Origin of the sequence: Halomonas almeriensis, assembly GCF_030409235.1 — a bacterium.
In the GTDB taxonomy this organism is placed as follows: domain Bacteria; phylum Pseudomonadota; class Gammaproteobacteria; order Pseudomonadales; family Halomonadaceae; genus Halomonas; species Halomonas almeriensis.
In genome coordinates, this window is the sequence record NZ_JAUFPO010000014.1 from 33,559 (window position 1) to 47,865 (window position 14,307).

General features: G+C 63.1%; 12 protein-coding genes. 9 read left to right on the forward strand and 3 right to left on the reverse strand.

What is annotated here, in order from left to right; all coding sequences use genetic code 11:
• Positions 1-47: 47 nt before the first annotated feature.
• From clpX to QWY74_RS12245, 6 genes are all read left to right on the forward strand, one after another.
• The gene (clpX, locus tag QWY74_RS12220; RefSeq protein WP_264826811.1) at positions 48-1,328 is read left to right on the forward strand and encodes an ATP-dependent Clp protease ATP-binding subunit ClpX; all 1,281 of its coding nucleotides are present in this window, start codon (positions 48-50) and stop codon (positions 1,326-1,328) included.
• 170 nt (positions 1,329-1,498) lie between these two features.
• Positions 1,499-3,907 carry an endopeptidase La gene (gene lon, locus QWY74_RS12225; RefSeq protein ID WP_290314402.1) on the forward strand — a complete coding sequence of 803 codons (2,409 nt, stop codon included), beginning with the start codon at positions 1,499-1,501 and terminating at the stop codon, positions 3,905-3,907.
• A 177-nt stretch (positions 3,908-4,084) separates the two neighbouring features.
• Positions 4,085-4,357 carry an HU family DNA-binding protein gene (locus QWY74_RS12230; RefSeq protein ID WP_264826813.1) on the forward strand — a complete coding sequence of 91 codons (273 nt, stop codon included), beginning with the start codon at positions 4,085-4,087 and terminating at the stop codon, positions 4,355-4,357.
• A gap of 205 nt (positions 4,358-4,562) precedes the next feature.
• Entirely contained in the window at positions 4,563-6,383 is a 1,821-nt protein-coding gene (locus QWY74_RS12235; protein WP_290314403.1) for a SurA N-terminal domain-containing protein, read from the forward strand.
• A gap of 342 nt (positions 6,384-6,725) precedes the next feature.
• A complete protein-coding gene (locus QWY74_RS12240; RefSeq protein ID WP_264826816.1) occupies positions 6,726-7,196 on the forward strand; it encodes a methylenetetrahydrofolate reductase C-terminal domain-containing protein in 471 nt (156 codons plus the stop codon).
• On the forward strand, positions 7,183-8,247 hold the full coding sequence (locus tag QWY74_RS12245) for a methylenetetrahydrofolate reductase (RefSeq protein WP_290314404.1): 1,065 nt from the start codon (positions 7,183-7,185) through the stop codon (positions 8,245-8,247). The genes QWY74_RS12240 and QWY74_RS12245 overlap by 14 nt, the downstream gene beginning before the upstream one ends.
• A 3-nt stretch (positions 8,248-8,250) precedes the next feature.
• On the opposite strand, the gene QWY74_RS12250 is transcribed toward QWY74_RS12245, so the two are convergent.
• Positions 8,251-9,018, reverse strand: a complete 768-nt coding sequence (locus QWY74_RS12250) for a UDP-2,3-diacylglucosamine diphosphatase (RefSeq protein ID WP_290314405.1) — start codon at positions 9,016-9,018, stop codon at positions 8,251-8,253.
• Between the two features lie 72 nt (positions 9,019-9,090).
• On the reverse strand, positions 9,091-9,594 hold the full coding sequence (locus tag QWY74_RS12255) for a peptidylprolyl isomerase (RefSeq protein ID WP_264826820.1): 504 nt from the start codon (positions 9,592-9,594) through the stop codon (positions 9,091-9,093).
• A 143-nt stretch (positions 9,595-9,737) separates the two neighbouring features.
• Here QWY74_RS12255 and QWY74_RS12260 point away from each other — a divergent pair, with 143 nt between their 5' ends.
• Genes QWY74_RS12260 through mntA form a run of 3 tightly spaced genes read left to right on the forward strand, consistent with a single transcriptional unit; the run spans position 9,738 to position 13,257 of the window.
• On the forward strand, positions 9,738-11,414 hold the full coding sequence (locus QWY74_RS12260) for a glutamine--tRNA ligase/YqeY domain fusion protein (protein ID WP_290314406.1): 1,677 nt from the start codon (positions 9,738-9,740) through the stop codon (positions 11,412-11,414).
• A 1-nt stretch (position 11,415) separates the two neighbouring features.
• On the forward strand, positions 11,416-12,816 hold the full coding sequence (cysS, locus tag QWY74_RS12265; protein ID WP_290314407.1) for a cysteine--tRNA ligase: 1,401 nt from the start codon (positions 11,416-11,418) through the stop codon (positions 12,814-12,816).
• 30 nt (positions 12,817-12,846) lie between these two features.
• Positions 12,847-13,257: a type VII toxin-antitoxin system MntA family adenylyltransferase antitoxin gene (mntA, locus tag QWY74_RS12270; protein WP_290314408.1), complete on the forward strand. Its 411-nt coding sequence runs from the start codon at positions 12,847-12,849 to the stop codon at positions 13,255-13,257.
• A gap of 74 nt (positions 13,258-13,331) precedes the next feature.
• Here the strand turns inward: mntA and QWY74_RS12275 are convergent, their stop codons facing one another.
• Positions 13,332-14,291: a DUF1853 family protein gene (locus QWY74_RS12275; RefSeq protein WP_290314409.1), complete on the reverse strand. Its 960-nt coding sequence runs from the start codon at positions 14,289-14,291 to the stop codon at positions 13,332-13,334.
• Between the last annotated feature and the right edge of the window lie 16 nt (positions 14,292-14,307).

Here is a 14,307-nt window from a genome sequence, read left to right on the forward strand (position 1 = left end):
GTGATTCACGGTGGCCTCCGGGCCGCCGCTGCGAGAGAGGTACGCGAATGGCCGACGGCAAAGGCAAGGACGAAGATGGCAAGCTGCTGTACTGCTCGTTCTGTGGCAAAAACCAGAACGAAGTACGCAAGCTGATTGCCGGCCCGTCCGTATATATCTGCGATGAGTGTGTCGACCTGTGCAACGACATCATTCGCGAGGAAGTTCTCGATGCCGATGCCGAGAGCGATGAGGAGCGCCTGCCCGCCCCGCGCGAAATTCGTCACACTCTCGACGACTATGTGATCGGCCAGGACCGCGCCAAGATGGTGCTGTCCGTGGCGGTCTACAACCATTACAAGCGGTTGCGCTATGGCACCAAGGATGAAGTCGAGCTCGGCAAGTCGAACATCCTGCTGATCGGCCCCACGGGTAGCGGCAAGACCCTGTTGGCCGAGACCCTGGCGCGCCTGCTCAATGTTCCCTTCACCATCGCGGATGCCACAACGCTTACCGAAGCGGGCTATGTCGGCGAGGATGTCGAGAACATTATCCAAAAGCTGTTGCAGAAGTGCGAATACGATGTCGAAAAGGCCCAGCGCGGCATTGTCTACATCGACGAGATCGACAAGATCTCGCGCAAGTCCGACAACCCCTCCATCACTCGGGATGTCTCGGGTGAGGGTGTCCAGCAGGCACTGCTAAAGCTGATCGAGGGGACCACTGCTCAGGTACCGCCCCAGGGTGGCCGCAAGCATCCTCAGCAGGAGTTCCTGCAGGTCGATACCACCAACATGCTGTTCATTGTTGGTGGTGCCTTCGCCGGGCTCGACAAGGTCATTCGTGACCGCGCCGAGCAGGGCGGCATCGGCTTCAATGCCGAGGTCAAGGGCAAGGACGAAACCAAGGGCTTCGGGGATCTGCTGCTCGACGTGCAGCCCGAGGATCTGGTCAAGTTCGGCCTGATTCCCGAGTTCGTCGGTCGTCTGCCGGCCATCGCGACCCTGACCGAGCTGACCGAGGATGCCCTGGTACAGATCCTCACCGAGCCCAAGAACTCCTTGATCAAGCAGTATGCGCGTCTGTTCGAGCTCGAGAACGTCGAACTCGAGTTCCGCGAGGACGCACTGCGCGCTGTGGCCAACAAGGCCATGGAACGCAATACCGGGGCACGCGGGCTGCGCTCGATTCTCGAATCGGTGCTGCTCGACACCATGTACGAGATTCCCACGGTCGAAGGGGTCTCCAAGGTAGTCATCGATGCCTCCGTGGTCACTGGCGAGAGTAAACCCCTCTTGATCTATTCCCAGCAGGAGGAAGAGGCGCGCGTCGACGGTACCGACGGCTAGCCAGCCTGAATGGTTGCTCCCTGATTCGACCGGACTCGCTCGGGGAGTCGTCATTACAAGGGCCGCCCAGCGGCCCTTTTCTATGTCGTGCCGTGGCCCTGACCTTGCAATGTCGGGGACTCGCCCCCATCCCTCGGGTATTCACCCGAACCGTTTGAGGAACGTCTGCGATGCAGCAGAACGCCGAACAGACCCAGAGTCTGCCCCTTTTGCCGCTGCGGGATGTTGTTGTCTACCCGCAAATGGTCATTCCGTTATTCGTCGGCCGGGAAAAGTCGATCCAGGCGCTCGAGACGGCAATGGAAGCCGATAAGCGTGTGCTCCTCGTGGCGCAGCGTGAAGCGAGCAAGGACGATCCGGATAACGAAGACTTGTTTTCCATCGGCACCGTCGCCGAGATCATGCAGTTGCTCAAGCTGCCTGACGGCACCGTCAAGGTACTGATCGAAGGCGAGTCGCGGGCCGACATCCGTGACATCCAGGTCGCCGAGGAAGGTTACAGTCGCGCCGAAGTGGTGCTGCGCGAGAGCGAGCCGCTTTCCGAGCGCGAGCAGGAGTCCCTGGTACGCGTGCTGCTCAATCAGTTCGAGCAGTACGTGAAGATGTCCAAGAAGGTGCCCAACGAGGTGCTAAACTCGCTGTCGGGCATCGAGGACCCGAGCCGCCTGGTGGATACCATCTGTGCGCACCTGTCGTTGAAGATCGACGACAAGCAACAACTGCTCGAGATGGATCGCGTGCGCGATCGCGTCGAACACCTCATGGCGCAGATCGAGTCTGAGATCGACCTGCTGCAGGTTGAGAAGCGCATTCGCTCGCGGGTCAAGGACCAGATGGAAAAGTCCCAGCGCGAGTACTATCTCAACGAGCAGATGAAGGCCATCCAGAAGGAGATGGGCGAGCTCGAGAACGTCCCTAATGAGGCAGACAAGTACGAGCAGGCCATCAACGAATCCGGCATGCCCAAGGAGGCCGCCGAGAAGGCCCGTCAGGAGCTCGGCAAGCTGCGCATGATGTCGCCGTCCTCGGCCGAAGCCACGGTGGTGCGCTCCTACCTGGACTGGCTGACGGCGGTACCCTGGAAGAAGCGCACCCGGGTGCGCCACGACATTCAGCATGCCCAGAAGGTGCTCGACGAGGATCACCATGGCCTGGAAGAGGTCAAGGAACGCATTCTCGAGTACCTGGCGGTCCACAAGCGCGTCAAGAAGCTCAAGGGCCCGGTATTGTGCCTGGTCGGCCCGCCCGGTGTCGGCAAGACATCGCTTGGCCAGTCGATCGCCCGCGCCACCAACCGCAAGTACGTGCGCCTGGCACTTGGCGGCGTGCGTGATGAGTCTGAGATCCGCGGTCACCGCCGCACCTACATCGGCTCGCTGCCCGGCAAGATGGTTCAGCGCATGAGCAAGGCCGGGGTCAAGAATCCGCTGTTCCTGCTCGACGAAGTCGACAAGGTCGGCATGGACCACCGGGGAGACCCCTCGTCGGCTTTGCTGGAAGTGCTTGATCCCGAGCAGAACGACAAGTTCAGCGACCACTACCTGGAGCTTGATTACGACCTGTCCGAGACCCTGTTCATCTGCACCGCCAACTCGATGAACATTCCCGGACCGCTGCTCGACCGCATGGAAGTGATTCGCCTGCCCGGTTACACCGAGGACGAGAAGCTGGCCATCGCGCGTCGCTACCTGGTGCCCAAGCAGCTCAAGGCCAACGGCTTCAAGGCCGACGAATTGACCTTCTCCGATGAAGCGCTGCTGGAAGTGATTCGCTATTACAGCCGCGAGGCCGGGGTGCGTGAGCTCGAACGCCAGATCGCCAAGGTTTGTCGCAAGGTGTTGCGCAAGCGCCTCGAGCAGGAAGGTAAGGAAGGGGCCCTGGCACCCGACCACCTCTCGGCCGCCGACATCGAGGAATATGCCGGCGTGCGTCGTTACAGCTATGGCCTGGCCGACCAAGAAGATCAGGTCGGACGTGTTACCGGCCTGGCCTGGACCTCGGTGGGCGGGGAGCTGCTCAACATCGAGTCCGTGGTCACGCCCGGCAAGGGGCGCCTCGACAAGACCGGCTCGCTGGGCGACGTCATGAAGGAATCCGTCAGTGCCGCCCAGACCGTGGTGCGTGCCCGAGCCATTTCGCTGGGTGTCGACCCGGAGCGCTTCGAAAAGGAAGACCTGCACATCCACGTTCCCGAGGGCGCCACGCCTAAGGATGGTCCCAGTGCCGGCATCGCTATGGTCACCGCCATGATCTCGGCCTATACCGGTCGTCCGGTGCGCTGTGACGTGGCCATGACCGGCGAGGTCAACCTGCGCGGCGAGGTCCTGCCGATCGGTGGACTCAAGGAGAAATTGCTGGCGGCCAGGCGCGGTGGTATAAAGACCGTGCTGATTCCCGAGGAGAACCGGCGGGATCTCAAGGAAGTGCCGGATAACATCAAGGATGCACTGGATATCAGACCAGTGCGGTGGATCGACGAAGTCCTTGATGTGGCGTTGACCGAAAAGACAATTTCGGATGACGACGAAACCCGAGCAGAAGAAGTTGCGTCTACTCAATCAATGATCAGTACTCACTGACGTTTTTTTCATCTTCATGCCGAGGCAAAAAGCCCGGCATGATGGGGATTATCAGGGATGGTCGCTTGACACATCTTTCAGCGCGTTGCTATAAACTAGCGCTATGCTGTGCTGGCACCATTCAGCTGTAAGTCTCGCTGAGTAGAGTTAATTTACGAAACAGTCAAGGGGTGAAGTGTGAATAAATCCGAACTGATCGAAGCCATTGCCGCTTCTGCCGATATCCCCAAAGCCTCTGCATCGCGTGCACTGGATGCGATGGTGGACACCGTGGCAGATAGCCTCAAGAAGGGCGACAGCGTGTCTCTGGTGGGTTTTGGTACGTTCACAGTCAAGGAACGTGCGGCGCGCACCGGTCGTAACCCGCAGACCGGCGAGCCGATCCAGATCAGTGCCGCCAAGGTGCCGAGTTTCAAGGCTGGCAAGGCACTCAAGGACTCCGTCAATTAAGGTATCGTCCTGCGTCGATCACCATTGGCTTCGAGTCCTGAACGGGCGCATCGCATCGCGGTGCGCCCGTTTTTATCTTTAACACCCGGGCGAGCCGCCCATACCCTGTCGCAACACGATGCGTTGGCCCGGCCGAGGTCGCCAGGCCTTGCCTGATGCGTATAATGTTCCGCGATCAGAAACTTTAGATACAGCCGAGGCTTGCATGCTGCAAAGTATTCGTGACCGCTCCGCGAGCTGGGGCGCCAAGATCATCATCGGTGCCGTGGTGGTTGCCATGGGCCTTTTCGGGGCCGACTCGCTGATTGGCCTGCTGGGCAATGATGGCAACGACGTGGCCACCGTCAATGGCGAGCCCATCCAGCGTCAGCAGCTGGAGCTAGAGGTTCAGCGTGCCATCCGCAGTGGTCAGGTACCGCCGGACCAGGAACGCGAGCTGCAAGCGCAGATGCTCGACAGCCTGATTGCCGAGCGTCTGTTGACCCAGTACGCCGAGGAGGGCGGTCTGCACCTCTCCGAGAGCCAGATCGATCAACTGATCGTCAACCTGTCGCAATTCCAGGATCAGGATGGCAATTTCTCCCAGGAGCTGTTTCAGCGCCGGCTGCGCCAGGCCGGCTTCACGCCGTTGGCTTTCCGCGATCAGTTGCGCTCCGACATGAAGCGTAACCAGATCCGGCAGGGGCTGGCGACCAGCGAATTCACTCTGGAGACCGAAGAGCAGCGCCTGGCCGCCCTGCAGCGTCAGACCCGCAGCTTCCGCCACCATGCCCTGAGCGCGGAGGACCTGGAAAGCCAGCCCGAGGTCAGTGACCAGGAGCGTCAGGCCTATTACGAAGCCAATGCCGAGCAGTATCAGCGTCCCGAGCAGGTCAAGCTGGCCTATGTACTCGTGGACCGGCAGCGCATGGCGGAGCAGGTCGAACTGAGTGACGACGAGTTGCGTCAGGCCTGGCAGGACGAGGCCGCCAACGTCGACCGCCGCGTGTCCCACATCATGGTCAACTATGGTGAAGAGCGCACCCAGCAGGAAGCGCGCAAACGCCTCGATCAAGCCCGCCAAGCATTGGCTGACGGCGCCGCCTTCGAGGAGCTGGCCGCCGAGTACTCGGATGATGCGTCCACCAGCGAGCAGGGCGGTGACCTGGGGATCATCAGCCGCGGCTTCTTCGGCGAGGCGTTCGATGACGCTGCCTTCAGTCTCAACGAGGGGCAGGTGTCGGATATCGTCGAGACCGACAGCGCCCTCCACCTGATCAAGGTCACCGAGCTCGACCGCCCGTCCTTCGAGGAATCGCGAGAGCGCCTGGCCGAACAGGAGGCCATGCAGCGTGTTTCCAACGACTTCGACGAGCGGGTCCAGCGCCTGATCGACGAGAGCTTTTCGGCCGAGGACCTGCAGAGTGTCGCCGACTCTCTCGACCTCGAACGTCAGACCACAGACTGGGTGAGTCGCGATGACGTCTCCGGCGTTCTCTCCGAGCCTGGAGTGATGGACCAGGCCTTTGCGCCGGAAGTCATCGAGGAAGGCTTCAACAGCGACGTCATCGAGCTCGACGAGGACCGCCGGCTGGTCCTGCGCGCCCTGGATCATCGTGAGGCTGCCACTCTGCCGCTCGAGGACGTGCGCGAGCAGGTGACCCGTGCAGTGCAGGCGCAAAAGACGGTAGAAGCGCTGCAGGCGCGAGCCGATGAGATGATTGCGCCACTGCGTGCCGGCGAATCGCTCGCGGTCGACTGGCAGCAAGTCGACAGCCTCAGCCGCCGTGACCAGACCACCGTGGCCCAGCCGGTTGTCAGCCAGGTCTTCAAGCTGGCTCATCCCGAGGGTGAGCAGAGCGTCTACGGCCACGCTGTGGATGGTCAACGCGTTGTGCTGATTGCCCTCGACAGCGTCGGCGAAGGCGAAGTCAACGAACAAAGCGAAGCCATGGTCGCGCGTATCGCCAACCAACTCCGCTCCCAGGCCGCCGTCGAAGGCCTGCTCGAATACCTCCGCGACAACGCCGAAATCGAACGCTTCTAAACCGCCTCACGAGCCACGAGACACGAGCCACGAGAGACGAGCTGCCCGCTACACGCAGCTCGTCTCTCGCCATGCCTCCAACCGCTCGCGGCTCGCACCCCACCACTTCCAGCTTCAGGCTTCCAGCTTTTCCTTCCCCCTTCCTTCTTCCCTCATCCGACTTTTCACTTACAGCTTAAAGCTTACAGCTTACAGCTTAGCGCTCTGCCCCCCGGCCGCTCCAACACACGCCATTGTCGCCATGACAGATGCCGCCGGATCGGGCACTGACTAGGCTGGATGTGACAGAATGCATCTTAATAAGTCTCCCAACTCGACCCTAACCGTGCACAGGGGGCCATAATGTATCGAGTGCGTCGCTTTGCGGTTCGCCATGCCCATGCCTTCGAACGCTTGTATGCCGGCCTCGAGGTGGTGCTCAAGCGGTCGGCTCCGCTGCTTGAGCGTATCGGCTATCAACGTCTCGAGGCGCCGGTGGCATGGCTCGAGAAACACCTCAAGGGCTTTCTCTTCGACTGCCAGATGTGCGGCCACTGCGTGCTCAGTTCGACGGGCATGTCGTGCCCCATGAACTGTCCCAAGCACTTGCGCAATGGCCCCTGTGGCGGTGTGCGTGAAGATGGCGGCTGCGAAGTCAAGCCGGAGATGCGTTGCGTCTGGCTGGATGCTTGGGAGGGCAGCCAGCGCATGAAGCACGCCGAGCGTATCGAGGTCGTGCAACTGCCGGTGGATGCCAGCCAGCAGGGCACCTCCTCCTGGCTCAAGGTGGCACGTGGCGAGCATGGTGCAGGAGGTTCCCATGAAGTTCGATGACGAACCCGTCCCCGGGTATTCGCTGCCCGTTCTGCCCGGGCATGTGTCGCCGGGAAGGCTGGAACGGGTACTGCGCGCCGGGCGCTTTGCCGTGACCACCGAGATCAGCCCGCCGGATTCCGCCGACCCGGCAGAGGTATTGCAGCGCGCGGCCATCTTCGATGGCTATGTCGACGCCATCAACGCCACCGACGGCTCCGGCGCCAACTGTCACATGTCCAGTGTGGGCGTGTGCTCGCTGCTCACCCGGGTCGGCTACGCCACCATCCTTCAGATGTCCTGCCGCGATCGTAACCGCATCGCCATGCAGGGCGAGATCCTGGGCGGAGCCGCCATGGGCGCCTGCAACCTGCTGTGCCTGACCGGCGACGGTGTCCAGGCCGGTGACCACCCAAATGCTCGGCCGGTCTTCGACCTGGATTCCATGTCCCTACTTAACATTGCCCGAGGCATGCGCGACAACGCCTGTTTCGAGAGTGGGCGGGGAATCGACAGTCCGCCAAGGCTTTTCCTGGGGGCGGCCGAGAACCCCTTCGTGCCGCCTCGGCATTTACGCGCCCAGCGGCTGGCCAAGAAGAAGGCCGCCGGTGCCAACTTCATCCAGACCCAGTATTGCTTTGACCCTGCCACGCTGCGCGACTTCATGGCCGAGGTCGGCGACATGGGGCTACTGGAGGGCCCGGATCGGCTACATGTGCTGGTCGGCATGGGGCCGTTGGCTTCGGCACGCAGTGCACGCTGGATCCGCGATCATGTCCCGGGCGTGCATATTCCGGACCATGTCATCCGGCGCCTGGAGGGCGCCCGGGACCAGCGCGAGGAGGGCACCCGGCTGTGCCGTGACATTCTCCAGGAAGTGCGCGAGATCGAGGGTGTCAGTGGCGCTCACATCATGGCGTATCGTCAGGAAGGCAAGGTGGCCCGCATCATCGAGGAAAGTGGTGTGCTGGAAGGGCGCTCGCCCTGGTACCCAGGACGCGACAATCCGGCAGAGCTTAACCCCGAGGCCGCCAGCGCGGCCGGGCCAGCGGCCACCGGGTCCGGCTGGTAGCCCTTACCGGCTGTGGAGCGGGAAATCGCGCAGCGTCAAGGCTTCGCCTGGCGCCGCGACGATTTCCCAGCCACGGTCGGGCTGCCAGTCACCCAGTACATAGCGGCGCGCCGGTTGGCCATCCACGTCCAGGTTGTGAACATCGGGGCGATGGGTATGGCCATGAATCAGCGTCGTCACGCCATGCTGGCGCAGGCTGGCCACCACTTCCTCCGGCGTGACATCCATGATGTCCTCGGCTTTGTTGGAATTGGCCTCACCGGACTGGTCGCGAAGCTGTCGGGCCAGTTCGATGCGCTCGGTAATCGGCATGGCCAACACCTGTGCCTGCCACTCGGGCTGACGTGACTGGGCGCGAAAGGCCATGTAGGCCTCGTCACGCGTGCAAAGGCTGTCGCCGTGCATCAGCAGAACCCGCTCATCGCCCAGGGTGACCAGGCTGGGGTCGGGCAGGAGGGTGGCGCCGGCATCGGCGGCAAAGCGCTCACCGAGCAGGAAGTCGCGGTTGCCGTGCATCAGGTAGATGGCCGTGCCCTGGTCGGCGAGACGCTTGAGCGCCTCGGCAATCCGCCGGGCGAGCGGCGCGTTGCCGGTCGGGTCGGCATCTCCCAGGTCGAGCAGGTCGTCGCCGATCCAGGCCTCGAAGAAGTCGCCCAGGATGTACAGCGCTTCGGCGCCTCGGGCCCGTTCGTCCAGCCAGTCGAGAAACCCCTGGGTTATTGCCGGGGCACCGGGATGCAGGTGCAGGTCGGAAATCAGCAGAGTGGCCATGTCAGCGTCCGTGGTTGCCGGATGGTGGGCGGGGAGGAAGACGTCGCGCCTCCCGGTGATCGCGCGTCAGGCTCAGCCGGCCGCATTCTGCAGGCGCGCCGTCTTGAGGACCACGTCCTCGGCGGGCACATCGGCATGCATGCCGCGGCGTGTGGTTTCGACCTTCTTGATGCGCTCGACCACGTCCATGCCCTCGACCACCTCGGCGAACACGCAGTAGCCCCAACCCTGCAGGTTCTTGCCGCGATGATTGAGAAAGTCGTTGTCGGCCACATTGATGAAGAACTGCGCGGTGGCGGAGTGCGGGTCCTGGGTGCGGGCCATGGCCAGGGTGCCGACTCGATTGGGCAGGCCGTTATCGGCTTCATTCTCGATGGGGTCGCGGGTCGGCTTCTGGTTGAAGTTCAGATCGAAGCCGCCTCCCTGCACCATGAAGCCGTCGATCACACGGTGAAAGAGGGTGTTGTCGTAGAAGCCGTCGCGGACATACTGTTCAAAGTTGGCCGCTGTCTTCGGGGCTTTCTCGTGATTCAGGGCGATGACGATGTCGCCGAAGTTCGTTTCTAGCGTGATCATGACGATTTCCTGTCGATTGGCCGGATGCCTTGGCGCCGTGCATGGGCGTGGCGCTATAATAGCGGTTTTGCGTCGATGCGCGAAGCCGGAATCCCCGGCCACGATCGACAGGCCCGCGTCCAACCAGAGGTTGCCCAATCAACATGACCGAGACCACCAGCGCGCCGAATTTCATTCGCAACCAGATCCAGGAAGAACTCGAGGCTGGCCGTCACGACAGGATCGTCACCCGGTTCCCGCCGCATCCCAACGGCTTTCTGCATATCGGCCACGCCAAGTCGATCTGTCTGAATTTCGGGCTCGCCGAGCAGTTCGGGGGCGACTGTCACCTGCGCTTCGATGACACCAATCCCGACAAAGAAGAGCAGGCCTACATCGATGCCATCAAGGCCGACGTCAACTGGCTGGGCTTCGAATGGGCTGGCGAAGTGCGTTACGCCTCCGATTACTTCGACCAGCTCTACGCCTGGGCCCGGCACCTGATCAACGAAGGCAAGGCTTATGTGGATGACCTCTCGCCGGACGAGATTCGCGAATATCGCGGCACCCTGACCGAAGCCGGCACCCCCAGCCCGTATCGCGACCGCGGTGTCGAGGAAAACCTCGACCTGCTGGAACGCATGCGGGTCGGCGAGTTTGCCGAGGGCGAGAAGGTGCTGCGCGCGCGGATCGACATGGCGTCACCCAACATCAACCTGCGCGACCCCATCCTCTACCGCATCCGTCATGCCAGCCATCACCAGGCCGGCGACAAGTGGAAGATCTATCCGTCCTACGACTTCGCGCATGGCCAGTCCGATGCCATCGAAGGCGTCACTCACTCGCTGTGCTCGCTGGAGTTCGAGGATCACCGTCCGCTCTATGACTGGTTTCTCGCGCAGTTGCCGGTACCGTCGCAGCCGCGTCAGATCGAGTTTGCACGGCTCAACCTAAATTACACCCTGACCTCCAAGCGCAAGCTCAAGCTGCTGGTCGACCAGGGCTATGTCGACGGCTGGGACGACCCGCGCATGCCCACCATCTCCGGCATGCGCCGCCGTGGCTACACGCCGGCCTCGGTACGCAAGTTCTGCGAGATGATCGGTGTCACCCGTGCCGATGGCGGCCTGGTGGACATCGCCATGCTCTACCACGCCATTCGCTCGGATCTCGAGGACAACGCCCCGCGCGCCATGTGCGTGCTCAAGCCGCTCAAGGTGGTGCTGACCAATGTCCCCGAGGATCATGAAGAGGTCTATGACGTGGCCGGCCACCCCGCTCGCGACGACATGCCGGTGCGCCGTGTGCCCTTCACTCGGGAGATCTACATCGACCGGGATGACTTCATGGAAGATCCCCCGAAGAAGTTTTTCCGCCTGGCTCCGGGCAAGGAAGTTCGCCTGCGCAACAGCTACGTGATTCGCTGCGACGAGGTCATCAAGGATGATGCCGGCGAGGTGGTCGAGCTGCGCTGCTCGGTAGACTTCGACACCCTCGGCAGGAACCCCGAGGACCGCAAGGTCAAGGGCGTGCTGCACTGGGTCAGCGCCGCGCACGGTCTGCCGGTCGAGGTACGTCTCTACGACAACCTCTTCCAGGTCGAGCAGCCCGACAAGGACCGCGATGCCGACTTCCTCGAGCACCTGAATCCCGAGTCGTTGGTCACCGTCCAGGGTTTTGCCGAGCCGAGCCTGGCGGGGGCGCCGCCGGAGAGTCGCTACCAGTTCGAGCGCGTCGGCTACTTCTGCGCCGACCGCTACGCCAGTCGCGCCGACAAGCTGGTGTTCAACCGCACCGTGGGACTCAAGGACACCTGGGCGAAGATCAGGAAGAAGGGCTGATATGCAGATCTACAACACCCTGACACGTCGCAAGGAAGCGCTCACGCCTCTAGAGGCCGGCAAGGTGCGCATGTACGTGTGCGGCATGACGGTCTACGACTACTGCCACCTGGGTCACGCCCGGGTGATGGTGGCCTTCGATGTCATCACCCGTTATCTGCGGGCCCGGGGCTATGACGTCAATTATGTGCGCAACATCACCGACATCGACGACAAGATCCTCAAGCGTGCCGAGGAAAACGGCGAGAGCATCCAGGCGCTCACCGAACGCATGATTGACGCCATGCACGAGGACGAAGGCCGCCTTGGCGTCCAGCGGCCCGACCACGAGCCGCGCGCCACCGGCCATGTCGACGACATCACGGCGATGATCCAGACGCTGATCGACAAGGGCTATGCCTATGCGGCGGACAATGGCGATGTCTACTACCGCGTGCGCCGTTTCGCCGAGTACGGCAAGCTCAACAACCGCGACCCCGACGAAATGCGGGCCGGCGCCCGGGTGGATGTCGACGCGCACAAGGAAGACCCGCTCGACTTCGTGCTGTGGAAGGCCGCCAAGCCCGGCGAGGCCGAATGGCCCTCGCCCTGGGGGCCAGGCCGCCCCGGCTGGCATATCGAGTGCTCGGCCATGTCGACCTGCTGCCTGGGCGACACCTTCGATATTCATGGTGGCGGGCCGGACCTGACCTTCCCCCACCACGAGAACGAGATCGCCCAGAGCGAGGCCGCCACCGGCAAGACCTACGTCAACACCTGGATGCATGCCGGGGCCGTGCGCGTGCAGCACGAGAAGATGTCCAAGTCGCTGGGCAACTTCTTCACCATTCGTGACGTGCTCGAGCATCACGACCCGGAAGTGGTGCGCTATCTGCTGGTGGCCAGCCATTACCGCAGCCCGATCAACTATGCACCGGACTCCCTGGCCGATGCCCGCAAGTCTCTGGAGCGTTTCTACAACGCCCTGGACGGGCTGGACCTCGAAAACGCCACGGCGGGGCAGGTGGATGAGCGTTTCGACGCGCGCTTTACCGAGGCCATGGACGACGACTTCAACACCGCCGAGGCGCTCTCGGTGCTCTTCGATCTGGCCCGGGAAGTCAACCGGGCGCGCAAGGAAGTTCCCGAGCAGGCGGTGGCCCTGGCCGCGGAACTCAAGCGGCTGGGCGGTGTGCTGGGATTGCTGCAGCAGGTACCCGCCGACTTCCTCAAGGGTGGAGCCGGCGAGCTGCCGCTCGGCGAGGACGAGATCCAGGCGCGCATCAGCGAGCGTGCCGAGGCCAAGCAGGCACGTGACTTCGCGCGGGCCGATGCCATCCGCGACGAGCTCGCCGCCCTGGGCATCGTCCTCAAGGACAGCCGCGAAGGCACCTCCTGGGTGTTCGAGGCCCCCGGCGAATGAGCCGGGGCATCAGGGACGACAGGTGAAGCCATGTCATTGACGCCCAGCGAATGCTCGGATGCCATCCAGTATCTACGGCAGGTGCTGCCCGGCCTGCAGGCGGTCTACCTGTTTGGCAGTCAGGCGAATGGCAGTTCGCGTCTGGACAGTGATGTCGACCTGGCCGTCCTGTTGCCCCGGCCACTGGAGGCCGAGCGGCGCTGGGAAGTGGCCCAGACACTGGCTTCTCGTCTGGGGCGTGATGTGGATCTGGTGGACCTGCGCGGTGCATCGACCGTCATGCAGCATCAGGTTCTGAGTCATGGCGGGCCGGTCTGGTCCGCCGGGTCCGTTGCCGACGAGTACGAGCTGAGCGTATTCAGCGAGTATTGGGACCTCACCATCCAACGGCGCGAGCTGGTCGACGATATCAAGCAACGGGGGCGTGTCCATGGCCGATGATGTCTTGCTCAACAAGGCTGATTTTGCCCGGCCGTCGCGCGTGGCGTTGCTGAACAGCTTCTGACTCGAGGCCATCAGCCACTGGGCCCCAGGGGAATCTGCCGGGGCCAGTCATCCTCCACGACAAAGACCCGCTGCCAGCCCTTGCCGGGACGGTAGAGCGCCAGCTGCCGCGGTGCGCCGCTGTGCGCGAAGTGTTCTGCCAGGCAGGCGGCCAACTCATCCAGGCCGAGCAGATGACGGCGGGCAGGAGGGGCCAGCCAGTGAGGCTTGCCCAGCCAGCTGCCCCGGGTCGCGTCGTCCAGCGTGGCGGCGAAGGCCGGCCAGTGTGCCCAGTGTAGCCAGAGCCCACGGTAATGGGCGGAGTGGGCCTGAACGGGGGCGGGCATTGGGTGTTCCCAGGGATAGAAGAGCACGCCGGGCATGGCCAGACGCTGCTGCAGACGTCCCTGCCAGGATGGGCCGAGGGCGGTGGCCAGGGCATCCCGGGCATCCGGCGAGTGGGCCAGGGGGAACTGGTGACGTTCCAGGTGGGCCTGCTTGAGAGCCAGGCTGTCCATGCCGTTGGTGCCGATCCAGCGGGCCGGGTCGTTCGGCCTGCCGGGCCCGCTCGGCAGGCCCAGATAGAACTTGATCGCCAGCTCCAGGTGAATCGGTGTGGTATCGCCCTGTCGCTGTTGATAGACCAGATCCAGCTCACCCCGGGTGCGGCGCCCGCGAATCACCGCCAGGTTGTGCACCCGCAAGCGTGTCCCCGGCGCCGTCTGCAGCAGGTATTGCCAGAGCCGCTCATGGTAGTGACCGAGACGCGAGGCGCCGGGCTCCCCGGTCATGGCCTCCAGCATCGCGGGCGCCTCGGCCTGTCGATCCAGGTAGCCCTGCAGGGCCTGCCGGCTCCCCAGGCCCAGGGATTGGCGCGTCGGCCGGCCCGGCCAGGCCAGGGACAGCAGGTCCGGGGCGCTCAGCAGCCAGGCCAGGTTACGTACCTGCGGATGCTGCCAGCGTTCGAGAAAATCGGTATCGTAGGGTGGCATGAGGCCTCAGGATGAC

What these genes read in the sequence shown, in the direction of transcription:
- clpX (WP_264826811.1), top strand. Translation starts at nt 48, where the DNA reads ATGGCCGACGGCAAAGGCAAGGACGAAGATGGCAAGCTGCTGTACTGC.
- lon (WP_290314402.1), top strand. Translation starts at nt 1,499, where the DNA reads ATGCAGCAGAACGCCGAACAGACCCAGAGTCTGCCCCTTTTGCCGCTG.
- QWY74_RS12235 (WP_290314403.1), top strand. Translation starts at nt 4,563, where the DNA reads ATGCTGCAAAGTATTCGTGACCGCTCCGCGAGCTGGGGCGCCAAGATC.
- QWY74_RS12240 (WP_264826816.1), top strand. Translation starts at nt 6,726, where the DNA reads ATGTATCGAGTGCGTCGCTTTGCGGTTCGCCATGCCCATGCCTTCGAA.
- QWY74_RS12245 (WP_290314404.1), top strand. Translation starts at nt 7,183, where the DNA reads ATGAAGTTCGATGACGAACCCGTCCCCGGGTATTCGCTGCCCGTTCTG.
- QWY74_RS12250 (WP_290314405.1), bottom strand. Translation starts at nt 9,018, where the DNA reads ATGGCCACTCTGCTGATTTCCGACCTGCACCTGCATCCCGGTGCCCCG.
- QWY74_RS12255 (WP_264826820.1), bottom strand. Translation starts at nt 9,594, where the DNA reads ATGATCACGCTAGAAACGAACTTCGGCGACATCGTCATCGCCCTGAAT.
- QWY74_RS12260 (WP_290314406.1), top strand. Translation starts at nt 9,738, where the DNA reads ATGACCGAGACCACCAGCGCGCCGAATTTCATTCGCAACCAGATCCAG.
- cysS (WP_290314407.1), top strand. Translation starts at nt 11,416, where the DNA reads ATGCAGATCTACAACACCCTGACACGTCGCAAGGAAGCGCTCACGCCT.
- mntA (WP_290314408.1), top strand. Translation starts at nt 12,847, where the DNA reads ATGTCATTGACGCCCAGCGAATGCTCGGATGCCATCCAGTATCTACGG.
- QWY74_RS12275 (WP_290314409.1), bottom strand. Translation starts at nt 14,291, where the DNA reads ATGCCACCCTACGATACCGATTTTCTCGAACGCTGGCAGCATCCGCAG.